Source organism: Salinicola sp. V024 (assembly GCF_052645315.1).
Map to the genome: position 1 here is coordinate 20,298 of NZ_JBQXYB010000020.1, position 23,178 is coordinate 43,475.

Sequence of the window (23,178 nt, forward strand, 5' to 3'; positions counted from 1 at the left end):
CGTTCCATCATTCATCATTTAGCCCCTTTGATGGCTTGAATCAGCTGCTGCGCGGGCACATACCCCTCACCCATCTCGCCATTGGACAGGACGATTGATGGCGTTCCCTGCACCCCAAATCGCTGTCCCAGCGCAAATCCGTCATCGACTGCAGTGATGCAACTTTTGACCGGAGTGGGCTTAAGTGGCTCGCCATGAAATGCACGCGTCATGGCATCGGTGGGCGATTGGGAGCAGAGTACCTGAGCCAGCTGAGTCGCTGCTGATGAGTGGGTGCCAGCGCGCGGGAACGGCACATAACGCACGGCAATGCCGGCCGCCGTCAACTGTTCGATATCCTGATGCAGCCTCTGGCAATAGGGACAGGTCGTGTCGGTGAAGACGGTGATGCGCCCGATCTCCTCGCCCTGTGCGGGATAGTCCACCGTGCCTTCTTCCGGAATGGCATCCAGCTGGTCCAGCCGATCCTGACGGTCGTGCTGCTCGGTGACGTTGATGAGTCCGTTGGGGCCGTTGTCGTAAAGACTCCCCACGACCATGTGACGTCCCTGAGCGTCGCTATAGAAAGTGTCACCGTTTCGCAGCCGCACCTCGTAGATCGGACCATCCAGATCGACCCGCCGGACGGAGTCCGTCGTAACGTGCTGGCTGTTGATTGTCAGGTCTTGCAGCGCCGCAGGAGGAGCCGTATCCGATACGTCAGGGACCGGGATTTCGGTCGCCAGTGCCGGCACCGACGTCATCAAGCCAAGGCCGGCCGCGCACAACAGGGTGAGTGGTTTCATCGCAACGCCTCCAGGCAGTCGGTAACGGCGTCTCCGCCATAGGTCTCGAGGGTCCAGCAGTCATTCAGGGTGATCGCCGGCAATGAGAGGGACTCGTGGATGTCGAGATAGCGACATCCGTCCCGCAGCGCCTCGCTGACGTGCGCACGCCGGGTCGGCGAAATCCCCTGCCGCTTGAGTCGGGAGAATCGATTGCGTCCGATCTCGGGTGTCGCATGCCCTTCGGTGGCAAACTCGCTGTGGCACCACCAGTTGGCAATATCCATCGACCAGGTACGTCCCTCCCCTTCGTCGAACGCCAGATCGAGCCGGTGCGTGATCTGGAAATGTCCGGGCGGTAATGCCGACACGTTCACAGTCCAATGGAAGGTGACTTCACCGGCCTGCTGCCCGTCCGGCAGCACGATGAAGTGACCCAGGTGGCAGCTCTCGGATCCGCCCACGAAATAGAGCCTGTTGGGGTAAGGCTGACGGATAGTCCAGCCCGTCGTGGGAATGACGGGAGCATCGAGCCAGCTCACCGATACCGATAGGGTGATGTCCTCGAGCGCGACACCATCGAAGGGATCGATCTGCAGGGCCGGGAGCAGATGTAGTGTGCGCTCTCGCGAATCAAGGCTCATCGCATGGTCGATCTGGAGTTGAGGCATGTAACCGGTCCTTCTTCCAACGTGAGATAAGGCGTCAGGCGTTCGTGGATCTCGCGAGCGTCGTAGCGGCCGCCGGCTGCAAAGCGCAGGAGCGGCACCCCTGCCGAGGCAAATGCCTGGTCCACGAAACGGTCGCGGCGCTTGCGATCGCCACGGCGATGACTGCGATCGTCGAGTTCGATGGCGACGAGAATGCGCCCGCCGCGTGGCTCGCACACCACGAGATCGACATGCTTTGAGCTGATCAGGCGGAAGTAGCGCCACCACCGCTGGTCGCGACCGTGACGCTTGCGAAAGCGTACCTGGAGTACGTCGGCGATCCGGACCTTGCAGGCGAGCAAGGCCGTCGAGCCAACGGCATGTTGGACGGCGGCATAGAACGCCTGCTCAGTGGCCGTGTTGAGTCGTCCCTGGGCGATGTAGGGGTATCGTCCCCGCCCCGATACCAGGCGCTTGAGCTGCCACAGCGAGAATCCGACGATCACCAGCACCGCCGAGGTGAAGAGCAACGCATCAGCCATGTGCCGACTCCCCCAACGGCGATGTCGTTTCCAGCCCGCGTAGCCGATCCAGCTTCTCGGCTACCTTGATGGCCGCGTCGAGTTCGGAGCAGCCATGCTCGCGCATGATCTCGGCGCGCTCCGCTTTCTCCTCCGGCTCGGTACCGGCCAGGGAGAGGTAAAGGCTCGGCGGCACGACACGGAACAGCGACTGAAGTCTCCCACCCAGCACCACACCCTCGGTGTACTTGCCCGAGGCCTTGGTCGCGGACTCGACCAGCAGGCGCTGATCCTGGGTCAGCGTCTTGAATCGGCTGACTTCGGCGATCTCGTTGGGCGGCATGTTGAGCAGCAGCCACCACTCCATCATGTTGAGCATCTTGGCCGAAACGTCTGGGAAGTCTTTGACGTTCTGGGTCGCGAGCCAGAGCCAGTGGTTGAGTTTTCGCCCCATTTTGGCCACGCCGACGAGAAACGGCGCGAGCAGCGGGTTCGCGGTCAACAGGTGACACTCGTCGATGACCTGGATGATGGGACGGCCGCTGTACTGATCTCGCTCGGCCATGGTGGTGATCATGTTGGTGATCGACATCACTGACAGGGCCAACTGCGCCTCGTAACCCGGGTTGGCGTAGTGCGCCAGATCAATGATGGTGACGTCGCACTCCGGCCAGGCTTCGCCCGGTTGGTTAAAGACTTGCCCGTCGAACCCGTCACAGAACATGCCGATCCCCTCGCCCATCATGTAGGCGCGGTTCCGACGACCGTCTGGCAGATTCTCGTCCCGGGAGAGCGTGTAGAACGCCTGGCGAACGTCCTCGGACAGGCACTGGCGCCCCTCCTCGAAGGACTTCTCGGCGGCGATCATCACCGCATCACGTACCATCCGGTTATCGGCGCGCCGGTAGTCGGCCTCCTCCTTGGGGTCGCCGCCGGTGATCATCAGGCGCGCCATCATCTCCATCTCGCCCAACAGGTCTCGCTCGACGTCGTCATCGTCGGATTCGTCCGTGCCGATCGCCTCGAGCAAGTCATCCGGGGTGGCTGCGGGATCGTCTGGTGACTCGCCGAAGTCCTGGCGATCACGGACGACGCGGCGCTCGCGCATCTCGGGATCGAGCAGGCGATGGGCCTCTGCGAACGGCGGCAGCCTGGCATTCGCCCCTGGAGCGAGCTTGACCTTATTGACCGATAAGCCCATCCGCTCGAAATAGTCGGCGAGCAGCCCGAAGGAGTTACCCTTCTCAATGATAAACAGGCGCGGCCGACGCATGGCCACCACCTGCCCCAGCATCGAGTTGAGCGTCGCCGACTTGCCGGCGCCGGTCGGGCCAAACACGAACATATGAGCGTTCTGCTTGCGATCGAGCTTGTTAAGCGGATCGAACGTCAGTGACTCGCCCCCTCGATTGAAGAAGCTGATACCGGGATGGCCCGTCCCCCGGGCACGCCCGTAGAGCGGTGCCAGGTTGGCCAGGTGCTGCACGAAGTTGAATCGGGTATACCAGCGGTTATTGCGATCGATCTCGGGATCGAAGTTCATCGGCAACCAGCGCAGATAGGTGTTGAGCGCGGCCACCTCGTTTTCGGGTTCGACCGGCTTGAGGTCGGCGGTGCTGAGCTGGGTCGTCAGGTCCATGACGCGCCGATCCAGATCGGCCTCGTCGCGACCGCTGACGAAGAACGCCAGCGCCGACTGGTACATCTTGTGGTCCTTGCCGAGATACTTTCGGGCCTGCTGGCAATCGTCGCGCACGTTAACGGCCAGGACGCTATCGCCGACCGCCTTCTTGGCCAACTGATCGATATGCCCCTCGAGTGGCTCCTGGGGAATGGCCACGATCGTCATGCAGGCCTCGACACCCAGTGGCAACACGTCGAAGGTGGCGTTACGAATCGATGTCTGTCCACGCGAAATCTCGGCGGTCAGATGGCCCACCTTTGGTATCTTGCGCAACTCCTCGACCGGAATGACGCGCTGCGGCTCGCCGTCGAAATACCAGAGACCGGATTCGGCATCGGCTCGCGGCGAGCTGACCAGCATCCCCTCGGCGAGATCATAGGACCAGAGGCGGACGTCCGGATCGTCACCGGGATAGTCGAACAGATCATAGAAGCGCTGCGGATCGTCCGGTGAGAACGTCGGACGCGGGTTGAAGCGCGGCATGATCCAGCGGTGAAAATCACGGCCGTCGTAGCGACGCACCGGCAGCCCGGCGCTGGCCAGCTTCGATTCCAGCTTGCCGTAGACGTGATTGAGCAGTGCCTCCGGCGAAAGCCGAGATCGCCGCTCACCCAGCTTCGACTTGTTCTTTTGACTTGCCCAGCGATACAGCACCAGACGCGTGCGCCGTGTCTGACCGCGCCAGGCGGTTTGGGTGATGATGTCATCCTCGAACAGGCCGTCCGGGCGTGAGATGGCCTTGAAGTGCGCCTCCATGCTGGCGAGCCACGCTTTCGTGTACTCGGTTTCCTGGAGTTCCGCCGGGATCGCATTGCGGATACGGTTGAGATCCTCGCGCGGATCGGTGTCGTCCTTGGTGTAGAGCTGCACCACCCATTGATGTGTGTCGAGTTCCGGCAGACTGTCCTGTAACGCCGCTTCGATCTGGTCGCGCACGGCTTCCAGCGCTTCGAGCGAGCGTCCTTCGGACGGCGCCGGCGTGACTTCGGCCACGACACCCAACGACACCCCGTCCTCGAGCAGGAAACAGCCGGATTCCGGCAGATACTCCGTCCAGGGCAGCCGGCTGGCGAAGGAGGGCGCGCGCTGATATTGACGGCGAATATCACCGACGGTGGGCATTTTTCCGCGCGGCAGGCACATCGGACGGCCGGTCTCGTCGGTCAGGAGTTCTCGCTCGTTGAGGGCTTCACGACGCTCGTCGTCCTCGCCGTCTCGCTCCCCTGCCAAACCGCTCTGCCCTCTTTTGGGGGCAAACAGCCGATTCATGAAGGCGTTGAACGATGACATCAGCGCGTCCTCCCCGGCGGACGAGCGCCCTCTCCCGGCATGGCGTACTGAGGCTTCTGATACAGCGGGAAGACCGTCGAATAGCCCGGTACCGGCACGCTCTGATCGCGGGCCAGATGCGGGTAGATGTAGATCACGAGATCGGGGTTCGGCAGTCGCGAGAACTGGCTGTGGATCTCGTTGGCAGCCTCCCTTGTATAGCGGGTCCGATCATCCACCATGTCACCCGCTGTGATAGGACGGCGTAGCGAACCCCGTGCCGCCTCGATCGCCTGCTGGCCGGTACTGCCGGTGGACGCCGAACGACTCTGCTCACTGGCCCCCTGCTCCCAAAGCTCCTGCATGGTCATGCCATTGGTCGGCATCAGCTCATCCTTGGACGTCGCACAGCCCGAGACTAGCCCGAGGCCTGCCAAGGCCAGCATCGCGATGGCTGTGCGGGAAAGCACGCGGGACTCAGTCGAGTCCGACTGTGGTTGCGGTTGACGTGTCATAGCGCACCTTCCTCCCTTCGGTCTCGTAGTCGATCGGCAGTTGCTTGTTGATGTGGATGGCCACGTTCTTGCCCGGGGGGACGTAGACCGCGGCGAACGCTTCGCCGTAGAGCTTGTTGACCCACTCGCTCATGTCGTCGACGCCCTGACTGAGGATCTGGCCCACGGCCTGGTTGCCGGTCATGGCCTGGGAAATCGAACCATTGCTGCCAAGTGACGTGACCGACGTTGAATCATCATCGGAGAGCATCGTCGCCGCGCCAGCGCCCGCTGCCGTGAGCAGCCCCTGGGTACCGAGATACTGTTGGGCGTTGCTACGACGCACGCCACTGATGCAGGGAATGCCGGATTGATCGCTGATCCAGCCGATGGAGTCCCCTCCACCGATGGATTGATTTTGATTGTTGCCGTTACCGTCACCACCGTTCTGGTTGACGTCATCCGGTGTCGGCACGGTTCTGACCGTGCCGTCCTCGAAAACGAAGGTGAGGCTGGTGATGTTTCCGCGCACGCAGGAGAGGGTCCAATCGCCGGTTGCCGTGCCGCTGGCAACGGCGGCCCGCACTTCCGGCAGCTCGACGCCGTTGGCCGTCAGGTTGTCCTTGCCGATCATCACCTTGAACGGATACGGGTCGTTGACCGTGCCATCGACCGGCACTCGGCCCAGCAGCGCCGTCATGGCCAGTGACCCCATCAGGGTCGAGTTTTCGGGGATGGTGTAGACCGGTTCGACCGTCGAGGCATCCGGCTCTCCCGTCACCTTCGACTCGACCGCGCTGGTTGTTCGGGAGGCCATGTCGCCTGCCGTGTCGGCAGCGGCCTTGAACGAGGTCGGGAACGCGGGGCCATCGTCGCGTCCACCGCGACTCGAACGTCCCTCCTCCTGGCGTCGATCCATCGGTTCGACCCAGGCCAGGTTGCCGCCGCCCGAGTAGCTCCCGGATGAACCACCGCCGCCCTCGAGACCCAGGCCGATCGGCATATCGTCACTGGACTGGCTACCATTGCCGCTGCTGTTTTCGTCTGCTGGCACCAGTCGATCGAGACGGTTTTCGAAACGGGACAGCAACGACTGTTCGCTCTGCTCGCGCGCTTGTTGTTGTCGCTCTCGCTCCTGCTGGATTGCCTGATTCACGGATCGGTCGACGTTGGAGGCACGTTCGGCCAGATCGTTGTTTTCCTCGACCAGCTTTTCCATTCGCGCCTGGTCACGTTGGCGCTGCCGATCCCAGGCATTCATCTTGCCCACCAGGGTGGCCACGGTGTCCTGAGAGGAGTCACCGCTGATGCCCAGCGCATCCATCTCCTCCTGGGAAAGCGTGCGCGTATCGTCTTGCGTCTCCTGCTGACTCGACTGACCCGCGTCGCCACCGCCACTATTGCAGCTCTTGATGACGATCAGGATCATGCCGACGACCAGCACGGGCACGCCGACCTTGAGTAACGTGTTCCCCTGCAGTTTCATGACTCACCTCTCTGCGACAGCGGTAGCGCCTTCGCCAGAGACAGACCGTTGGTCACGATAAAGACGGTCGTGGTGTCCTCCACGCTGCCACGACGACCCAGCGTCGGGTGCATGAACGTGGCGCTGTAGAGATCGCCCTGAAGCCAACGTGGATCAAGCTCGAAGTCGCGGGATGGATCCCGATTCGAGAGTTTCACCGCCGTGACGGTCCAGCCATCGAGTTTCCAGGCGGCGATTGGGGTCGCCGTGACCGGTAGCGAGGGCAGCAGGGATGGCATGCTGTCGGGCAACTGCATCGCCACACGATTGAGCCCCTGGACCGGCTCGATCGTCCGACTGGGCGCGTAGAGCGATTGAGCCGCGAAGCGCGTCAACACGACCGGAGTCGGCGTACCGGTCCTGGGGGCTTGATCAGAGCGACCCTGCTCCTGATCGGATCGGTCATCTGACACGGCTTCTCCAGAAGACGCCCCCGTTGCCTCATCGGGGATGATGACCTGGATATCCTCGTCGCTGGCACCGCTTTCCTTGGCGGTCAGATCGAACAACACGACCTCGTTGGTCTCGACGTCCTGCAGTCGCACGCGCTGGGTATCGAACGCCTTGTTGGCCTTGAGATAGATCGCACCGCCGGCGCTCTGTACCCGCAGCGTGTCGGGGTCGGCGATCTCACGGGGGAGCCCCACTCGCACATTGCGATCGAGCACGATGACCCGTTCGGTACCCACGGGAAGATCGACGTCCAGCGGCTTGCGATCCCAGTGCAGAATCTCAACGGCGTGAGCCTGGATCGCCATACTCAACAGCGAGGCGCACAACCCGCCTCTCAACATCGACGCCTTGAGGCGATTCATGAGTCATCCTCCTGCTTTGGGATTTCCAGTCGCTGGGCTGGGCGGGCCAGGCAATCGATCTGCATGCCCCACTTGTTGTTCTGTGGATCGCCCTCGGCACGCACCACTCGGATCGGAAAACGCATGTAGACGTCGCGGACGGGCGTACCGGCGTAGGTTTCCTTGACGGCGAGATCCAGGTTCACGATCCACTGATCCCGCGACACGATCTCGACCGCCCCGGGGCCGGACTGGGCACTGCTGAATCCGCGACCGGGAATTTCGAAGACCATGCGTTCACGCTGATCCAGCTCGTTGCGCTGCTTGCGATAGCGATAGTCCTCCTCCAGTTCTGCCTGGCAGGACGGCGTGAGGAACGGTGAATAGGCGTAGAGGTTTCGCTTGTAGTCCTCCTCACCGTTGGCCGGCCAGCGGTTGATCTGCTGCCAAACGTAGGTGGTGAAGGCATAGACGGCGGACGGCGGCTTCTCCCACCACTTCTGCGTCGAGCCACTGCGCAGATCCGGCGGGATGGAAATGGTCAGATCCTTGGGCGCGCTGTACCAGCCCAAGCCCATCCCGGCGCAGAACAGCACCAGCACGATGATGACGCCGCGCAGCGTCGTGATATGGGCGTCGCGCGCACCCAGCGCGTTACGCAAACGACTCATCGCAGTTCTCCTCGGTCCCGGGGTTCACGCCCTACGCGGTAAGTGCTCGAGCGAGTAATGAGGGTTTCGCCACCGGTGTTGATGCCGTAGACGGCGAGTCGGTACATGATCTGGCGATAGAGCAGCGAGGGAGGTCGGCCACGGCGTAGCCGGCGCATGACAGTGCCGCCAGCAACCAATGCGAGTGCCATGACCGCCACGGCAACGGTAGGCGCCATGGCAGGCATCCCGAACAGGATCGCCAGCACGATGCCCGGAAGCATGCCGCTGACGAACCCCGTCACAGCCATGATGCAGACTTCCCGAAGCGTCATGCCCCGAAACACCACCGGGGCATCGTTGATACGTTTCGGCAGGAAATCGATGCTTGCCATGACCCGATCCTCACTGAGCCAGGATCGGTGCGGCTTCGGTACTGAGCCAGATGATGACAAGGATCAGTACGACGCCGATGAACGCGGTCACGCCGAACTTGGTCCACTCCCCGCGTTGTCGACCTTCGTTGAACGAGGCGAGGCAGCCGATGCCCACCCAGATGAAGGCAGCGGTGCAAAGCAGCAGTCCTGCCAGGACGAAGCCGTCGTACATATACCCCTGCGCCGTCGAGCGAATGCCGTCCCCGCCCTGAGTCGGCTCTTCGAGGGTAGGGAGGTCGGCCATCGCCAGGCCCGGCACGGTAATGCTGGCCAGCACCACCAGATTCTGGCAGCCCCGAGTGACCCCATTGGACAGGCGACGATAGAAGGATTGAAGCGACATGATTGCGTCCTCTTGAGAGATGATTGCCCGTTACGACCAAGAACCCACAAGGGCTCTTCCTTTCCCCGTATGGGGACCTTCGAGCCGCCCCTGTCAGGACAGGAACAACCAGAAAAACAACAGCACCAGCAACAGCGACTTGAGCACCACGGAGGACAGGACGTCGCCGTCCACGCGTCCCTTGACCCATCCCCGGTACGCCGACATCAGAATCCAGATGACGACCATCAGCGCGGCACTACAGCCCACGCCGGCGATGAGCCAGGAAAGCTCCTGGCCTCCCATGCCGGCCCCCGCCTCGAATGCCTCCACTACTGCCCCCGATCGTCGAGGTAGTTGCCATCGAGCGGCTGGGGCTGTCGTGGCAGCAAACGATCAGGGGCGAGATAGGCATCGATACCGCTGGTGATGGAATGCAGGTCATCGCGCAAACGCGGGATGTCGAAATAGACCCGCGTGGTCTCAGGGTCAGCCTGTTGCTGCCTGGCATCGACGCGATCGACTACGACCTTGATCTGTTCGATCTGGGTCTGAATCAGCGCCAGGTCCCTGCGCTGTATCTCGTCGATGTCATCGGCCTGGGCAGGAGCCCACAGGCCGCTGACCAGCACGCAGCTCGTGAACAGAGAGGAGAGAGAAATGCGTTGACGCACCGTCATGGTTAAGTCCCGTCGTGAGTAATGACGACATGGCCTCATGGTCGAGGCAACTCACCCAGGGATCAGCCGGAAACGTTAAGCGAAACAGCGGGGTATTCTTGAGCTTTTAAGGAGAAGTTTGGAATCGTCCGAGTTCAAGGTGATTGGCCGGAAGATCAGCGAAGAGCTTGGTATGGATAAAGCCCGAGTAGAGTAGACCCTTCATAACCAGTAATTAATAGCATTGTCTCCTCATGCAGTAAGGCCTTAGCATTGGATGCTATCTTATATATTGCAAATCATTATCTATCAAGCAAGGTATGTTAGATCTCAAAAACTCGCCGAAGTCATGTATAAACTCCGCCTCGGCACTGTACCTTGGAGATACAAGGTAATAGTCTTTGCCAGAATGCACAGCAATATTAGCCAAAGGCTTTGCTCTACCTGAATTGATTTCTTCTGAAATCATGGTTAAGTCACCTATGGCAACGCCAACGCCGTGTTGGGCTGCGGTCATACCTTGATCTATCGTGTCAAACGTCATGCCACGATCTAGGTTTAGTTCATCAACACCGATTGTCTTAGCCGCCCACATTCCCCAATCAGACTTATCTTGGGAGGAATGAATCATCTCTAAAGTACGAAGCAAGTCACGAACCTGGCTAATATCAATGCCTTCATATGAATCGTTAATTGGAATCAACCATTCAGGAAAAAGATGTTGGCAAAAGCAATTATCTGGAAACTTTCCATCACTCAACACAATGGCAGCGTCAAAGTTTTCACTCGCAAAGTCTATAGTATCAACTTCCATCCAGTGGCTGCTGATTTCAATTTTTTTCGGAGCTTCTCTCAAATTGTAAGCATTAACGCGCTTTATGAGGAAGCGATTGGTCAATGAAGTTGGGGTTTTTATTTTCAAATGACTATCCGGCGCTTTAGACGCTCTGTGCATATTTTCTATTATGAGAAATGCCTTACTCAATTCAGCATATTTTTCCACACCGAAAGGTGTGAGTTCCAGCTTTCCCTTATGACGATAGAAAAGCTTTTTATCGTAAAAGCTCTCGAGATTTTTAACATGCTGACTGATAGCACTTTGAGTCAAATTCAACTGATCTGCTGCCTTTGTAAAAGAGTTTTTACGAGCAGCCATTTCAAAGGCTCGAAGTGAATATAAAGGAGGTATGCTTTTCATAGAAAACCGCATCATCATTAGCTTAACTAATACCCTACATTATATTTTTGCGCTTTGCAAAGCCTATCGTTGTTGTAACCTATTCTAGCTTTTACAGGACAATAGGTGTTGAAATGCGGAACTTGGTGATTTTCGTTAACGCTCCTAACACGGATGATATTTTGGTTGATGGCGACAATTCGCTTCAAGCTGTAACCAAGGGCATGCAACACACAGATTGGGCAAACTTCCCACATCTTGGTATCTTGTCACTTGCCTCTCATACTCAGGCTTGCGGCTTTGAATCGGTATATTTTGATGGGGTCGCTTTGGATCTGTCCGTCCTGCTTGGGTTTATTGAAAAAGAAAGCTCTCGAATACTGGCACTTTGCTGCAGCTCTATTACAGCAAACTTTGGCGCTTCAGAGTATATCTCTCGCTTTACTAAAGGCGTTGATCCTAGAATAACTACTATTTTTGGCAATGATCACTTTAGTGTCATGCGTGATAAAATTGTTAGCCGATATGGCTCAATCGACTATGGCATTGTGGGAAATGAAGTTTATGGAAGCCTGTCAACTTTACTAAATTCGATATCTGTAGGTAGCCCGGTTGACGATAAATTACCGGGGCTAGTTTCAAAGCACAGTCTTGAACCGGTGCCAACTGGTGATGAAGACATTAACCCCACCATTGATTACTCTTTAATTGACAGACATTTTAAACATTCTCACATCTACAACAACAATTTTCAAAGTAGGTTAACTGATAGAATCTATGAACTCACAGGTCGCAAGGTGACATCCGGGGTCCCAGTAGAGATCGCCAGAGGTTGCATTAAGTTTAAAGGCGATGATGCTTGCTCTTTCTGCTCCATTCAATACGGTGGAATGTGGAGAAACCATCTCGGTCACGAAAAAGCTTGGAATACTATCAAACAGGCTCACGATTATGGCTATGATTATCTTTATGTGACTGCGGATGAACTGCCCTTAACCTTTGCGAGATTGTTATTAGACATGGCAAAAAATACGCCAGGCTGGTGGCTAAAGACTCCGGTTGGATCACGGCCTATGTTAGTTGGTTACGCTAGGGCTGACGGCATTCAAAAGAAAAATGTAATGTCTGCGATGGCCAGCATCGGTTTCAAAATTCTTTTCGTTGGTATCGACGCAGGCGCTCAAAAGTCTTTACAAGCTCTGCGAAAGCCGTTGAAAAGCAAAAATGAAATAGCTTCAAGTGAGAGTATGTATGAATCTAATTTGAGCGCCATTGAAAATGCCAAGACCTATGATATAAAAATAAAAGCCGGGTTTGTTCTAGGCCATATCGGCATGAACAAACAACTTCTTCGCGAAAACATTGAAGAATATAAAAATTTATTAGATCTTGGCAAAGAGGTGATAATTAGCGCTGATGTTGAAATGCTTTCCCCAGAACCAGGGTCCAAAGACTATAATTTTCTTACCGCCCCCTCTGTTGCAGAATTAGAGGCGCATAAACTCAACGTATCCATTTCATCTTTGGAGACACGTGACCGCATAGCAAATTATTATAGGCCAAAAGACATTTTTGATCGTGAATCTGCAATTAGTGACTACATAAAAGCGATGATGCCAGAGCTTGAGCGGTCAGATTTAGCCCAAGCTAGGGATGAAATACGTTCATTTAGTCGCGAGGTAGGTATCGTTGTTGGCGACGATCTCTGAAGCTAAGCTTGCAATTTTGTTTGCGTCTTGCTTGGGATTTTCATTAATCCCAGGCCCATCCATGGTTTATTTGATTTCCAGAACTATCTACGAAGGGCGTAAAGCTGGATTCCTTGTGGCCACAGGAGTATTTACCGGTTCTCAGATGCATGTATTGATTGCTGCGTCCGGGATGGCAACTATTCTGCTTGCGGCACCTTGGCTTCTGGCTGTTATAAAAATTTTAGGCGGTACCTATTTTGTATACTTAGGCATGGTAAAGTTTTTTTCTTTTCATCGATCCAAAGTCAAAGAAAAGCGGACTCACGGCCGTGCCGCATCTTTCAAGGAAAGCGTAGTTATAGAAACCCTAAACCCTAAGAGTTCTCTCTTTTATCTGGCGTTCCTACCTCAGTTCTTGACTTCAGATACATCCATCACTTTTTGGATGATGTTTTGGTTAGGCACATTGTCAAATATTTTTATTACCTTAGGAGATTTTTTGATCGTTTTTTTATCCAGCCTTTTTTGCAAACCAAGTTTTCAGGCATCACTCAACTCGCGTAAAGACATATTGATTCAAGGTCTTGTTTTTCTAGTATTGGGCATCACTATATTCGGAAGTTTGTAGTTAAATGCATCGAGTATATCTTATTCACTCTCACGCCAAGGAGGTGTGGCCTTGCATATCTTCTAGCGTGGCGAGCGATTGTCGGCTTTAAACTCTTACAGTTTAATTTTTTAAATCAGCCCAAAAAGCCCGTCATCATTTACCTTCTGACAAATGAACTCTTCGAAAGTCGACATCATTCGCTAATATCAGAGATACTTCTTAAAACTAGCGGTTGCTACTGCAATTAATAGCCCGAACAGCAGCGCACATGGCAATAAGAACAGATTCGGGTGAATCGAGAACGGCAATGACAGGTAGATCAGCCAGCCGGTTAGAAAGACCGGCGTCACCATCCTTTTGGCGTGATGATAAATGAACGCCGATTCGCGCCCCGCACCGAAGCGGCGCAGATCGCGACTCACCAGGCCATCGATGAAGCCCACCAGGGCGGCCATGATGAACAGCGGTGAGGTCAACATCAGGATAACACAGCGTGTCAGCGTCATCAGGGTCACGAACATGGCCGCCTGCAGGTAGGTTTTTAGCGTGCCAGTCCAACCCACGGCATCGGCACCCTGCTCGACCCAGCCCGCGATGCCTGTCTTCATGAACAGCCATTCATAGCCGGTGTCCACGATCATCGTGGCGAACTCGACCGGCGATGACACCAGCAGCGACTGAGAGAACTGGCTGTCCAGATACCCCATCTCGGAAAGCATGGTCTGATGGGCGTGGTCCGATCCTGCCTGACTGAACCAGTCGAAGTAGATACCGATCCATTCGATCAACACGCTGCAGATAATCGAGAGGAACACGATCCACATCAGTGTAAACGGCAGCTTTAGCAGCGTGCCGACGGGACCGCTGCGCTTCTTCTCGGCGCGCTGTGCCGGGGCTTCATCCCTCGCCATGATTCACCCCCTCGGCACTGACGCTAGCGTCGACATCAGCGGTGTCACGACCGGCGGTTTCCTTGCTGCTCGGGCTCGGGGGATTGGCGAAGTCCAGATGAATCGGCGGCGGCATCACGCCTTCCCACCACTGATCGCCCGTGGCGTACTTCGCCCGCATTCGGGCGGCGATGTCCGCCACGTCCCTTGGCACGTCCTCGGTCTTGTCCGGCAACGGCAGCGGCATGCGGATCTTCCACAGCTGTCCGCCCTCGAACAGCGCAAACGCCTGCCCCTTGGGCAGATTGATCACATCGTTGGGGGTCAGCATGTCTACCGACTCGGTACCGATGCGGTCACCTGCCGAGGAGGTGAAGTCCTGATCACTGTTCACGTCGGCGTTGTCGCTGGCCATCGAGACCATCAGCCGCGTGGCCACGTTGACCTTGGCCAACTGATCGGTGAGCAGACGCGCGGTGCGCTCCTCGCGCACACGCAGCATGATGACATTGTTGAAGTTACCCACCACCTGCCCCGCTTTGGCAGCGTTACCGATCCGCGCCTCGATGTCCGACAGCGTCTGGGTGTAGGCCGTCACCTGGATACCGGCACCGCCACCCTTGTTAATCAGCGGGATGAATTCATCTCCCATTAGCTCGTTGAACTCATCGCAGTGCAGGTTGATGGGTTGTTTTTGGCTACCCCTCTGACCGGGTAGCCCATCCTCGGAGCCGAACTTGTAGATGTGACCGGCCACCGACACGATGTCAGCGAACATCGAGTTGCCCACCGCCTGAGCGACCTCGAAATCGGAAAGCGCGTCGAGCCCGACATAGACCACCCCCTTCTTGCGAATGATCTGCTGCCAGTCGATGATCGGGCGCTCGTCCTCGATGTCGTCGTAGTCCGGTGAGAGCAGCTCCGCGATCTTGCCGCTGGTCAGCTTTTCGAGCAGCGGCAGCAGCGACGCCACGATCTTGTCGAAGTAGGTCTTGTCGTAGCGCACGGCAGAGAGCAGACCATCCAACACAGGATCCCTCAGCGACTCGATCACCTCCGGCTGTTGCAGATACTGGACGATCGCCACGACGCGCTTGTGACGCCCAACCATATTGCGGGGCATGTTGCGGTCATTGAGCTTGCCCTCGATGTCGGTGATCTGCTGATTCGACCCCGGCATCTGCTGCTCCAGCGTCTCCTGAACGTACTGCATCAGCAACGCATCGATATTCACCACGTCAGCCAAAATCTGACCATAGCTGGGCCGCTCACCGAGTGCGTGGCGTGCGCGAGCCACGATGTTCACGAAGCGCCAGGCAAACTGCCGAAACGCAGCAGAATTGCCCTCGCCAGAGAGCTGGCCAGTCACCCGGGTCGGCACCTCGGAAAGCCGCGAAAAGCGCCCCACGGCGTTGTAGCGACACGAGACGTCCGGCCAGCCCAGGTGAAAGATGTAGAACTCGTCACCGCGCCCGGCCTTCTGGGCCTCAGCATACATGCGCATCATCAAGTCCGCGTCGCCTTTGGGATCGAAGCAGATCGTGATGTCACCACGTCGAATGTCTTGGGTGATCAGAATTTCGGCCAGGCGCGTCTTGCCCACGCGCGTCGTGCCCTCGACGAGAGTGTGCCCTACCCGCTCGCCCAGAGGCATCCAGACATCATGTTCATTTGGCTCTACTGCATGCAGCGCAGGACGACCCCCAACCGGTGGCAGAGGCTTTACTGGATTCAGAAACGAGTCCCAGCGCAGCAGCTCTGCGATGCGCTGGCCAACCACACCTCCTTCCATCGACTGTTCCAGCCGCCTTGCACGCTGATACCAGGGGCTTGGCTGGACGTAGATCTTGGCGGCTGGCTGTCGTGATTCATGGAGTCGCTGCGTGTGCTGGGCATCCCATTTGAACCCCTTGCCCAACCACAGGCTACGTCGACTCAATGGCACTTTGCGCGCAGGCAGCGCGAACCGGGGTAAGCGCCGCATGGCACGGCGATAACGCAACACGACCCATGCCTGGCGAAAGCGCCAGGCACCAAAGGCCGCGAATCCCGCCGCTGTGGTGATACCCACGCTGGGCGTCAGTGCCAGTGACCAGGGCGCCCAAATGCACAAGACCGCGCAACCGGCGCAGATACAGACGGTGTAAAGCTCTACTGCCGGTCGCAGGAGCGATTCGAGGGGATGGTTGCCGCTCATTGCTCGATCCCCCGCTGACTGATCAGCGCTGGGTAGTGATGTAGTCCCAGCCGCTCAGCCAGGCCATCGCCGGAAACAGGACGAAGCTCGAGCCCCTGGGCAGCATTGCGAAGTGCCTGCAGGGACTGTTCGTCACGAACCTGCACGACCAGCCCCACCGCGTTCATCTCGCGCAGAATGTCACCGCGCTGGGCGAGCCATTGCCGGGATAGATCGTCATCGCCGATCAGGAAGATCGGCGTGAACCCGCCGGGAAGATCCAACTGACGCGGCGTCACGGTGCCGGGCGTCAGTTGCTCGCTCTCGAGCGGCAGCATGTCCTGCTCCCCGTAGGGTCGGGACGGACGTGATTCGCCGCCCAGTTGCGGCGAGTAGCTCTCCTCTTCGTCGACGCCCGCGCCCTTGATGGCCACGTAATAGGGTCGTGCGGATTCGCCACCGTGATCGGCGACCACGGTCAGCTGAGGCAGCCCCGGTGGGCGCTCGGCGGGAGCTTGTGCGAATGCCGCCGTCGACATCAGCATCACTGCGTATAGCGGTAGCAGGCTGAAGCAGAGAGATTTTTGCATTGGGGACTCCTATCGGGTCGCGACTTCCGCCATCCAGGGTCGCTGTTCAGGCGTCACCCAGGTGACGCCAGATTCAGGGGGCCGTGGGCTTGGTGTCACCCAGGTCAACGCCTCCGCTGGCGCAGCTGTTGTGGAGTTCGATGCCGACACCACGCCAGCCCGGCGGGCTCGTTTTGGCGCTGGAGCCTGGCGCGCGGCCATCAGTGCCGGCGACGCCGCTTCCAGAGAAGGGGACGTGCCAAGCCGAACCAGCTCATCACTGACTACGCCACGATAGCGCTCGGCGGGACGCCCACCGGCCGGACGGTGGTATCGTCCCGCCGCGATCAACCAATCGCCGGCGTCATCGAAGTGGCGACGAATCAGTGCCGCCGCTTCCTCAAGATTGGCGTAGGGATCGAGACCGTCGCAGGGATCCGCGAAACGCTGACCGGCACCGAACAGCTGCGGCTGCCAGCGCACGTTCAGCTGCGCGATCCCAACGTCGACAACCTGGGTCGTCTCGAGCGCATCGGTCAGCGCCAGGCACGCGGAGGCACGATCACCGAAGCGCATCGACTTGCCAGCGACGTTCAGTGTCCAGGGCCAGGGGCGACGACCAGCGTCGAGAATGACCACCGACTCGGCGCTGGCCACCGCGTAAAGCATTTCAGGCGGCACCCCGTGATCCTCTGCGGCGACCACGTAGGCCGAAGGAATATCGAGGTGGTCGGATTGGCCGGCGTGAACGACACCGGTAGCCAACGCCGCTGCCAATCCAGCCGCTGCTGTCCTCAACGCTCGACGCATCATGGATCAGCCCCTTGAGGCGACGCGCGGCAGATCGCTGCTGTCGACGTTCAGCGAGCCGCCATGGTTGAGCGTGATCGTGCCAGCACGAACCCTCGCCGGCGAAATGCCCATCTCGGCCGCCCAGCTGCGGATGCGATCATCGTCACCATTGGAATCCACGACCCAGATATCCATGGCCGCCCCGGTACTCAGCAGCCGCTTCACGGTGGCCTCGCACTGGCTACAGCCCTCGGTAGCCACCACGATGTTCAGACGCTCGCTGGATGCCGACGGATGACTGCCGAACACCGATTGCGTCGCGTCCTCGCCCCCTTTCGTGGTGAAGGAGTTGACCGGCATATCGTTGGGATAGAGCCGCTGCCAGGCGTCGTCGTAGGCGCGCTGGAATGCGAGTTCCGCTTCGACGCGGGCACGCTCGGTCTCGACGAGCTTCTCGGCGTACTTCTGGCGTTCAGCCTGACTGCGCGCCTCGAGGCCCAATGCGGTCAGCGGATCCAGATTGGGAGACCAGGTGCCGCGCGGCCCCTCCATGATCGACTCGTAGCGTCGATACTCCTGCTGGTTCAGCCCCCAGGCCTCGGCAGCTTGCTGGTTGCTTTGTTCGAGGCGTGTCTGATCGATTCGAGTCGACTCGCTCTGGTGCCCTTCCTGCGCCCAGACGGGCATGGCAGCGAATAGCAAAAGCGCGATACCCAGGCGTTTATCAAGATTCATCGTCATGGATCTCTCCTCAAGGAACCGGGACGACCACGGTCTGGCCGTTGATGGTGAACGCGGCCGAATGGCCGTCGATCGACGAGAGGTGCCACTGACCAATGTTCTGCCCCACAGCGACCAGTCGCAGATCGCTCAAGCGACCGGCATTGCCGGATGCCACCGCGAGATAACTGCGCCCGCCGCGCAGCTCGACGCCCGACACCGAAAACGGCGGTGACGGCGGCTCGGGCTTGCGACGGGCCTGGCGTTGATCGCTGGGCTGGCTTTGCTGGACGCTGGTCTTCTGACTTGCTCGGAGCTTGCGCATCTCCTCGATCGACGACTCGAGCGACTGCTCTTTTTCCTGTGCTGCGCTGAATCGCACGTCCACGGAGCTGGACAGCTCGTCGACCCGATGCGAGAGCGCCTGGACGCGCTCGGGCAACGCCTGCAGCGGCGAGTCCTGTCGGCGCGCCTCAAGATCGTCGAGGCGTGAAGCGATCTCGCCAAGGCGATTGCTGGTCCCTTGGACCTGGCTGCGACGCTCGTCCTGGCCGCTCTGCAGCCCCTTGATGCGGCCGCGCAGCTGATCGATCACCTGCTGCTGGGATTGCAGGCGAGATTCCAGCGTTGGCCCCTCCGGCTTGCTATCGGAGAAGAAGACCAGATAGACGACGGTAAGGAGGATGACCGCGCCCAGCACCCAGAAGGTCAAACGCAGCGGGCTCCAGCGCCTGCGCCGCTCCGCGTAAGGCGTGTAATTGGGCGCTTCGTCACTGGTTCCCTCGCGATGGGCGTCACCGGGATTCTGCTCCCCGACCTCATCGTGATGGGAGAACGAGGGCTCGCGACGCCCGGAGTCTCCGGTATCCAAGTCAATCGGCGCATCCGACCGGGTATCCTGTTCAGGCTCACCGGAATCTCGGGGAGTATGGCGTTCATCCGTCATGGCCGGTCTCCTCGATCAGTCGCTGATCGCGCACCTGGTAGCAGATTGTCCGCGCGATAGGGTCGGCCTGAACCTCGAACGCACTGCCGGCGAGTACCTGAAGGACCTCACGAAGCGGCATCGGTCCCAGGCGAAAGTGCGTCGCCGGCAGTGGCCGGCTGTAAAGCAGTTCTTGCGGCTCACCCTGTGGCGCACAGAGGCTGTAGCCAGTGTGCTGCAGGGTGTAACGCAGTCCATCCTCGACGGAGGGATTCATCGATGCGGGGATCGAGATATTGACGGTCTGCTCGAGAAGATTGCGCTGTTGCAACGTCGCATTGGCCGTCACCAGAGCGTAGCGCCCGCCACGCATCACCTCGACTCGCGATGCATCGCGATCGCGGTAGACGTCTGGCTCGACCTCGTGAGTAGGCTGATCCAGTCCGGTGGCTACCACTCGGGACTGACCCGTTCCATCGGTCCGAGCGATGGTCACCTTGTCAGCGTCGGGGTAGTCGGCAGCCAGGCGCTCGCTTTCGCTGGGCTGCGGCGCTTGTTGCTGCTGAGCACACCCGGCAATGAGCGCAATCAGAAATGCTAAGGGAACGACACGGGTTTTCTGGAAGGGATACATCGAGTTTGGCCTCGCGCGGGGGAACCTGAATGATCGGGTTCACCGTGCCGAAGGCCGCTCACACTCGCGACAGGAAATGTTAATTGCACCAGCTGGGCTTTTGCTAAGTCATGTCAGATTGTGACTTCGACAGACAGAGCCTCTTCTTCGCTCCTTCCTCTCGAGCGACTGATCCTTCTTACAAATTCCAAAAAAACGCCCCCGTAGGGACGCTTGAGATCGATCTTTCGTCATTTGAAGTAGGTGGGAAACGATTGCTTGATCTCGTCGTTGAGTACCACGCCCAATCTTGCCGCGCAGTATGCCAGCGCACCATGCTGATCGGGTCTATCGGCGATCCAGTGGGCTTCACCGTTTTCCGTATCGCGTTGAAAGATCGACCAGTTGGCCGGCTCGAACGGATGAGGGCGGTAGCCGATCTCAAGGCAGTCCTCCGGTCGCGTCTCGTTGGCGACCACCACGTCGATCGCGTTGGGGCCATAACCAACGATTCGCATCAGCGGAAGACCCTGCCCACAGGCCATCATACCGATGGTGTCCAGTACCTGACCATGCCACCGACTGCCACTGGCGAACTGCCGCGCAATCGAGGTGATCGCCTCGGCATCGGACCGGAAAGGGCCATCGCTGCAATGCACGACGGTGTAGGCTCCATCCACGACATCCAGAGTCCACCCCTCATGCTGCGGGTAAAATATCGGCCAGCCGGCATCGGACAGTGACGTTGCCAGATTGGCTGCCGTATCCGAATTCCACTCGGGTCGCGACAGCTCCGTACGAAAGCGCCGAATCAGCACGTCTCGCTCATCCAGATGGTCGGTCTCTCCATCCAGGTTGAGCCTTTCGCACAGCCTGTCGATATTGACCACGTCCAGACTGTCCCCGCCGATGTCCCGGATTGCATCGGGTATGTCCCAGCCCGATGTTCGCTGTAGCAGTCTCAGTGCGGCCAGAATCACATCCACGTCTTCGCTGGCCAGCTGATAAGTCAGAGAGTCACTCATGGGATTGCTCCTTGGTGTATCGATTGGATAGGAGCCACCCCCTCGGGGCGTGGCCCCGATTGGGTGAGTTGTTTCAGAAGATGCTCAGGTCACTGTGACGCGCGTCATCGGACGAGTGGCGAATGCCTCGAGTGCCTGTTCCGGTGAATCACCGGAATAGGATCGCTGCAGCCTGTCGAACACGATCCAGAGACCAAGCCCCTGGCTGCGTTCGATATCGTAGGCAGGACGTAGACAGCCCACCGAGATTGCAGGCCAGGCCGGATTGCCCTCGTAAACACTGTGAGAATTACCGAAGGGTTCCGGTTTCAGGCAGTACGGTTTCATGTCGACGGCTCCTAGAACGAAATGGAGCCATCCCACTGGGAAATGGCCCCGGGTGGGAGAAGAAACGTTAAGTCCGTCTGGCGACGAAGCTGTCTAGAAGGGTTCCGAGAGGCTTATTCTGCCGAAACGAAAACAGCCTCCCTAGGGAGGCTGTCATGGCGTGTAAGAATCAGTCTGAATCAGCGTTTTCGTCGCGCTTCCAGCTTGCGATGAATGGCATAGGCGTAACCACCGGCAATCGTCATCGATACGGTGAGTACGACGAAGATCGTACCAAGCAGCAGAGTCGCAGAATCCATTAAGCATCACCTCCATTGGCTTCGGCCTTGGTTATCAGTGAGTCTAGCATGCCTTTGGCGATACCAGCGATCAGGGTCAGAAGCAAGAAAACCGCCCCTGCCCAGAAGGCGGTGAAATAGCCTCCAGGCTGCGTCTTGAGCACTGGACCCAGCAGAGTTGCAACAACGCACGCAGCGGTAACGCTGCTGCTAATTCGATCGGCCGCATCGAAAATCGCGCGAGCGATACGGAGTCGAAATAGATAGGACATGACATCTCCAATCAATACCGCAAGGGAGATGTTGCCCATCAGGGAGAGATCTCCCTGCGAGCGGGTGGGTTAAACCGCCCCCCGGGAAGCGAGCTTCCCGGATGGTGAGGTTGTTGTGGTGGAATCAGACGACCGCCTCGGCAGCACCGACCGATCCGCTGACGGCGGGGCGAGCAGGCACATCGGTTCCCTGCGGCGCAGTATCGCCATCCTGGACACTGGTGTCGGCCGACGAGGTTTCCTCACGCCGTGGCGCTTCGTAAACCTTGTCGCCATCAACCTTGGCCCAATTGACGAACAGTAGACGTGCCTTGAGGCTCACGGCGGTTTCACCAGCTCGCTCGCCTCGGGTTCGCGTAAACAGATCGGGATAGAGATCGCCGAGCTTGAAGCCGATCAGGATCTTGGGCTCGTTGCCGCCCTTCTCCTGGCGATCGGCCACGGTCGCGGCGAATTTCTTGACCAATTTTTCCGCATCGGCGCCGCTGACGCGGCAATCGAAGCGGCGATATTCCACATCATTGGCAGGACCGTTCAACGCGGATATGTCACAAGCCCAGAAGGGATTGCCACGCTTGGGCGTGACCTTGCGGATCCGGTTGACGTAGCCAACGCCAGTGACGTGGAGATCGAAGAACTGATTATCGGTCGAGTTGGACATGGTGTTACTCCTTGGTTCGAGTCGTAGGACTCCAGGAGATACACCATCCCCATCGGGGAAGAGTGTTCCCCCGGATGGGTGGTTTGGCGCGAGGCCGAGAATTCGGAAGTGGCATCCAGCTCAGGTGAGCGCCGTCTCTCGGGATGCGTTACGGCTTCGGGAATTGCCCGGAGGCAAAGGGCGTCACTGATGACCGTCAGTGACCAGCGGCTTACATCGACAGGATTACGCCACTTTTTCACGGCGTCAACCCCTAAACCTCGATCGCCAATCGCAAGCCGAGGCCACGAAAACTCGCCGCCTCGCCTTGGGATTGAGGACCAGAACTGCGCGTCCAGTCTGCTACCGATACCGGTTCGGGTAGCAAGTATGAAATCAGCCATTATGCCGGCCATCGGCCATGCCCCTCGTAGTCATGGTTCGATTGCCACTGCATCCGATCCCGAATCATGGCGTTGGACCGATACAATTGTGCGCGGATCTCCGCACAAAGGGAGCCCAAGGGTCAGGCGGTGGGCGCCGCCACGGTGAAGCAAAGTCCAACCGGCCAACGAGTCTGTAGTGGTCCAATGACACCGGACATCAGCATAGGTGGTAATCTTGCCACCATTAGCGAGGTGTCTGATGAGCAGGAAACGACGATCTTTTACGCCGGAATTCAAGCAGGAAGCAGCCTGTGTGGT

At 58.5% G+C, this 23,178-nt stretch carries 26 protein-coding genes; 2 read left to right on the top strand and 24 right to left on the bottom strand.

All coding sequences use genetic code 11. From position 1 onward, the window contains the following. Positions 1-14 precede the first annotated feature (14 nt). The 13 genes from ACUN9V_RS18990 to ACUN9V_RS19050 form a co-directional block, all read right to left on the bottom strand. Positions 15-785 carry a DsbC family protein gene (locus ACUN9V_RS18990; RefSeq protein WP_445512533.1) on the bottom strand — a complete coding sequence of 257 codons (771 nt, stop codon included), beginning with the start codon at positions 783-785 and terminating at the stop codon, positions 15-17. Then, positions 782-1,435, bottom strand: coding sequence for a hypothetical protein (locus ACUN9V_RS18995; protein ID WP_445512534.1), 654 nt, complete (start codon positions 1,433-1,435; stop codon positions 782-784). Before ACUN9V_RS18995 ends, ACUN9V_RS18990 begins: the two co-directional genes overlap by 4 nt. Further along, complete coding sequence (locus ACUN9V_RS19000) at positions 1,405-1,956, bottom strand: DUF2726 domain-containing protein (RefSeq protein ID WP_445512535.1); 552 nt, start codon at positions 1,954-1,956, stop codon at positions 1,405-1,407. The genes ACUN9V_RS18995 and ACUN9V_RS19000 overlap by 31 nt, the downstream gene beginning before the upstream one ends. Further along, the gene (locus ACUN9V_RS19005) at positions 1,949-4,909 is read right to left on the bottom strand and encodes a conjugative transfer ATPase (protein ID WP_445512536.1); all 2,961 of its coding nucleotides are present in this window, start codon (positions 4,907-4,909) and stop codon (positions 1,949-1,951) included. The genes ACUN9V_RS19000 and ACUN9V_RS19005 overlap by 8 nt, the downstream gene beginning before the upstream one ends. Continuing rightward, on the bottom strand, positions 4,909-5,358 hold the full coding sequence (locus ACUN9V_RS19010; RefSeq protein WP_445512537.1) for a TIGR03751 family conjugal transfer lipoprotein: 450 nt from the start codon (positions 5,356-5,358) through the stop codon (positions 4,909-4,911). The genes ACUN9V_RS19005 and ACUN9V_RS19010 overlap by 1 nt, the downstream gene beginning before the upstream one ends. A gap of 7 nt (positions 5,359-5,365) precedes the next feature. Next, positions 5,366-6,868, bottom strand: coding sequence for a TIGR03752 family integrating conjugative element protein (locus ACUN9V_RS19015; RefSeq protein WP_445512538.1), 1,503 nt, complete (start codon positions 6,866-6,868; stop codon positions 5,366-5,368). Beyond that, positions 6,865-7,722 (bottom strand): TIGR03749 family integrating conjugative element protein, encoded by an 858-nt coding sequence (locus ACUN9V_RS19020; RefSeq protein WP_445512539.1) that lies wholly within the window; start codon positions 7,720-7,722, stop codon positions 6,865-6,867. Before ACUN9V_RS19020 ends, ACUN9V_RS19015 begins: the two co-directional genes overlap by 4 nt. After that, the gene (locus ACUN9V_RS19025; RefSeq protein WP_295038882.1) at positions 7,719-8,372 is read right to left on the bottom strand and encodes a PFL_4703 family integrating conjugative element protein; all 654 of its coding nucleotides are present in this window, start codon (positions 8,370-8,372) and stop codon (positions 7,719-7,721) included. Before ACUN9V_RS19025 ends, ACUN9V_RS19020 begins: the two co-directional genes overlap by 4 nt. Continuing rightward, positions 8,369-8,746: a TIGR03750 family conjugal transfer protein gene (locus ACUN9V_RS19030; protein WP_445512540.1), complete on the bottom strand. Its 378-nt coding sequence runs from the start codon at positions 8,744-8,746 to the stop codon at positions 8,369-8,371. The genes ACUN9V_RS19025 and ACUN9V_RS19030 overlap by 4 nt, the downstream gene beginning before the upstream one ends. Before the next feature lie 10 nt (positions 8,747-8,756). Further along, complete coding sequence (locus ACUN9V_RS19035) at positions 8,757-9,131, bottom strand: TIGR03745 family integrating conjugative element membrane protein (RefSeq protein WP_445512541.1); 375 nt, start codon at positions 9,129-9,131, stop codon at positions 8,757-8,759. A gap of 93 nt (positions 9,132-9,224) precedes the next feature. Next, positions 9,225-9,443, bottom strand: a complete 219-nt coding sequence (locus ACUN9V_RS19040) for a TIGR03758 family integrating conjugative element protein (RefSeq protein ID WP_445512542.1) — start codon at positions 9,441-9,443, stop codon at positions 9,225-9,227. Continuing rightward, positions 9,443-9,790, bottom strand: coding sequence for an integrative conjugative element protein, RAQPRD family (locus tag ACUN9V_RS19045; protein ID WP_445512543.1), 348 nt, complete (start codon positions 9,788-9,790; stop codon positions 9,443-9,445). Before ACUN9V_RS19045 ends, ACUN9V_RS19040 begins: the two co-directional genes overlap by 1 nt. A 259-nt stretch (positions 9,791-10,049) precedes the next feature. Next, positions 10,050-10,985, bottom strand: coding sequence for a LysR family transcriptional regulator (locus ACUN9V_RS19050; protein WP_445512544.1), 936 nt, complete (start codon positions 10,983-10,985; stop codon positions 10,050-10,052). Positions 10,986-11,080: 95 nt separating this feature from the next. Here ACUN9V_RS19050 and ACUN9V_RS19055 point away from each other — a divergent pair, with 95 nt between their 5' ends. After that, the gene (locus ACUN9V_RS19055) at positions 11,081-12,655 is read left to right on the top strand and encodes a B12-binding domain-containing radical SAM protein (protein WP_445512545.1); all 1,575 of its coding nucleotides are present in this window, start codon (positions 11,081-11,083) and stop codon (positions 12,653-12,655) included. Continuing rightward, on the top strand, positions 12,639-13,265 hold the full coding sequence (locus ACUN9V_RS19060) for a LysE family translocator (protein ID WP_445512546.1): 627 nt from the start codon (positions 12,639-12,641) through the stop codon (positions 13,263-13,265). Before ACUN9V_RS19055 ends, ACUN9V_RS19060 begins: the two co-directional genes overlap by 17 nt. 188 nt (positions 13,266-13,453) lie before the next feature. Here the strand turns inward: ACUN9V_RS19060 and ACUN9V_RS19065 are convergent, their stop codons facing one another. The 11 genes from ACUN9V_RS19065 to ACUN9V_RS19115 all read right to left on the bottom strand — a co-directional run bounded on the left by ACUN9V_RS19065 (position 13,454) and on the right by ACUN9V_RS19115 (position 22,495). After that, entirely contained in the window at positions 13,454-14,158 is a 705-nt protein-coding gene (locus ACUN9V_RS19065) for a TIGR03747 family integrating conjugative element membrane protein (RefSeq protein ID WP_445512547.1), read from the bottom strand. Beyond that, complete coding sequence (gene traD / locus ACUN9V_RS19070; protein ID WP_445512548.1) at positions 14,145-16,334, bottom strand: type IV conjugative transfer system coupling protein TraD; 2,190 nt, start codon at positions 16,332-16,334, stop codon at positions 14,145-14,147. Before traD ends, ACUN9V_RS19065 begins: the two co-directional genes overlap by 14 nt. Continuing rightward, complete coding sequence (locus ACUN9V_RS19075) at positions 16,331-16,903, bottom strand: integrating conjugative element protein (RefSeq protein ID WP_445512549.1); 573 nt, start codon at positions 16,901-16,903, stop codon at positions 16,331-16,333. Before ACUN9V_RS19075 ends, traD begins: the two co-directional genes overlap by 4 nt. A gap of 9 nt (positions 16,904-16,912) precedes the next feature. Next, positions 16,913-17,695: a hypothetical protein gene (locus ACUN9V_RS19080; RefSeq protein WP_445512550.1), complete on the bottom strand. Its 783-nt coding sequence runs from the start codon at positions 17,693-17,695 to the stop codon at positions 16,913-16,915. 3 nt (positions 17,696-17,698) lie between these two features. Then, the gene (locus ACUN9V_RS19085; protein ID WP_295038897.1) at positions 17,699-18,415 is read right to left on the bottom strand and encodes a TIGR03759 family integrating conjugative element protein; all 717 of its coding nucleotides are present in this window, start codon (positions 18,413-18,415) and stop codon (positions 17,699-17,701) included. Between the two features lie 10 nt (positions 18,416-18,425). Beyond that, the gene (locus tag ACUN9V_RS19090) at positions 18,426-19,340 is read right to left on the bottom strand and encodes a hypothetical protein (RefSeq protein ID WP_445512551.1); all 915 of its coding nucleotides are present in this window, start codon (positions 19,338-19,340) and stop codon (positions 18,426-18,428) included. Continuing rightward, complete coding sequence (gene pilL2 / locus ACUN9V_RS19095; RefSeq protein WP_445512552.1) at positions 19,330-19,953, bottom strand: PFGI-1 class ICE element type IV pilus protein PilL2; 624 nt, start codon at positions 19,951-19,953, stop codon at positions 19,330-19,332. The genes ACUN9V_RS19090 and pilL2 overlap by 11 nt, the downstream gene beginning before the upstream one ends. A gap of 230 nt (positions 19,954-20,183) precedes the next feature. Next, positions 20,184-20,957, bottom strand: coding sequence for a hypothetical protein (locus ACUN9V_RS19100; protein ID WP_445512553.1), 774 nt, complete (start codon positions 20,955-20,957; stop codon positions 20,184-20,186). Positions 20,958-21,041: 84 nt separating this feature from the next. Then, on the bottom strand, positions 21,042-21,284 hold the full coding sequence (locus ACUN9V_RS19105; protein ID WP_445512554.1) for a hypothetical protein: 243 nt from the start codon (positions 21,282-21,284) through the stop codon (positions 21,042-21,044). Between the two features lie 298 nt (positions 21,285-21,582). Further along, the gene (locus ACUN9V_RS19110) at positions 21,583-21,873 is read right to left on the bottom strand and encodes a hypothetical protein (RefSeq protein ID WP_445512555.1); all 291 of its coding nucleotides are present in this window, start codon (positions 21,871-21,873) and stop codon (positions 21,583-21,585) included. A gap of 85 nt (positions 21,874-21,958) precedes the next feature. Next, positions 21,959-22,495, bottom strand: coding sequence for an STY4534 family ICE replication protein (locus ACUN9V_RS19115; RefSeq protein ID WP_445512556.1), 537 nt, complete (start codon positions 22,493-22,495; stop codon positions 21,959-21,961). Positions 22,496-23,178: the final 683 nt, after the last annotated feature.

Bases quoted from the DNA above. Each gene is read 5' to 3' on its own strand.
- ACUN9V_RS18990 (WP_445512533.1), bottom strand. From the start codon at position 785: ATGAAACCACTCACCCTGTTGTGCGCGGCCGGCCTTGGCTTGATGACG.
- ACUN9V_RS18995 (WP_445512534.1), bottom strand. From the start codon at position 1,435: ATGCCTCAACTCCAGATCGACCATGCGATGAGCCTTGATTCGCGAGAG.
- ACUN9V_RS19000 (WP_445512535.1), bottom strand. From the start codon at position 1,956: ATGGCTGATGCGTTGCTCTTCACCTCGGCGGTGCTGGTGATCGTCGGA.
- ACUN9V_RS19005 (WP_445512536.1), bottom strand. From the start codon at position 4,909: ATGTCATCGTTCAACGCCTTCATGAATCGGCTGTTTGCCCCCAAAAGA.
- ACUN9V_RS19015 (WP_445512538.1), bottom strand. From the start codon at position 6,868: ATGAAACTGCAGGGGAACACGTTACTCAAGGTCGGCGTGCCCGTGCTG.
- ACUN9V_RS19020 (WP_445512539.1), bottom strand. From the start codon at position 7,722: ATGAATCGCCTCAAGGCGTCGATGTTGAGAGGCGGGTTGTGCGCCTCG.
- ACUN9V_RS19025 (WP_295038882.1), bottom strand. From the start codon at position 8,372: ATGAGTCGTTTGCGTAACGCGCTGGGTGCGCGCGACGCCCATATCACG.
- ACUN9V_RS19030 (WP_445512540.1), bottom strand. From the start codon at position 8,746: ATGGCAAGCATCGATTTCCTGCCGAAACGTATCAACGATGCCCCGGTG.
- ACUN9V_RS19035 (WP_445512541.1), bottom strand. From the start codon at position 9,131: ATGTCGCTTCAATCCTTCTATCGTCGCCTGTCCAATGGGGTCACTCGG.
- ACUN9V_RS19045 (WP_445512543.1), bottom strand. From the start codon at position 9,790: ATGACGGTGCGTCAACGCATTTCTCTCTCCTCTCTGTTCACGAGCTGC.
- ACUN9V_RS19050 (WP_445512544.1), bottom strand. From the start codon at position 10,985: ATGATGATGCGGTTTTCTATGAAAAGCATACCTCCTTTATATTCACTT.
- ACUN9V_RS19055 (WP_445512545.1), top strand. From the start codon at position 11,081: ATGCGGAACTTGGTGATTTTCGTTAACGCTCCTAACACGGATGATATT.
- ACUN9V_RS19065 (WP_445512547.1), bottom strand. From the start codon at position 14,158: ATGGCGAGGGATGAAGCCCCGGCACAGCGCGCCGAGAAGAAGCGCAGC.
- traD (WP_445512548.1), bottom strand. From the start codon at position 16,334: ATGAGCGGCAACCATCCCCTCGAATCGCTCCTGCGACCGGCAGTAGAG.
- ACUN9V_RS19075 (WP_445512549.1), bottom strand. From the start codon at position 16,903: ATGCAAAAATCTCTCTGCTTCAGCCTGCTACCGCTATACGCAGTGATG.
- ACUN9V_RS19080 (WP_445512550.1), bottom strand. From the start codon at position 17,695: ATGATGCGTCGAGCGTTGAGGACAGCAGCGGCTGGATTGGCAGCGGCG.
- ACUN9V_RS19085 (WP_295038897.1), bottom strand. From the start codon at position 18,415: ATGACGATGAATCTTGATAAACGCCTGGGTATCGCGCTTTTGCTATTC.
- ACUN9V_RS19090 (WP_445512551.1), bottom strand. From the start codon at position 19,340: ATGACGGATGAACGCCATACTCCCCGAGATTCCGGTGAGCCTGAACAG.
- pilL2 (WP_445512552.1), bottom strand. From the start codon at position 19,953: ATGTATCCCTTCCAGAAAACCCGTGTCGTTCCCTTAGCATTTCTGATT.
- ACUN9V_RS19100 (WP_445512553.1), bottom strand. From the start codon at position 20,957: ATGAGTGACTCTCTGACTTATCAGCTGGCCAGCGAAGACGTGGATGTG.
- ACUN9V_RS19105 (WP_445512554.1), bottom strand. From the start codon at position 21,284: ATGAAACCGTACTGCCTGAAACCGGAACCCTTCGGTAATTCTCACAGT.
- ACUN9V_RS19110 (WP_445512555.1), bottom strand. From the start codon at position 21,873: ATGGGCAACATCTCCCTTGCGGTATTGATTGGAGATGTCATGTCCTAT.
- ACUN9V_RS19115 (WP_445512556.1), bottom strand. From the start codon at position 22,495: ATGTCCAACTCGACCGATAATCAGTTCTTCGATCTCCACGTCACTGGC.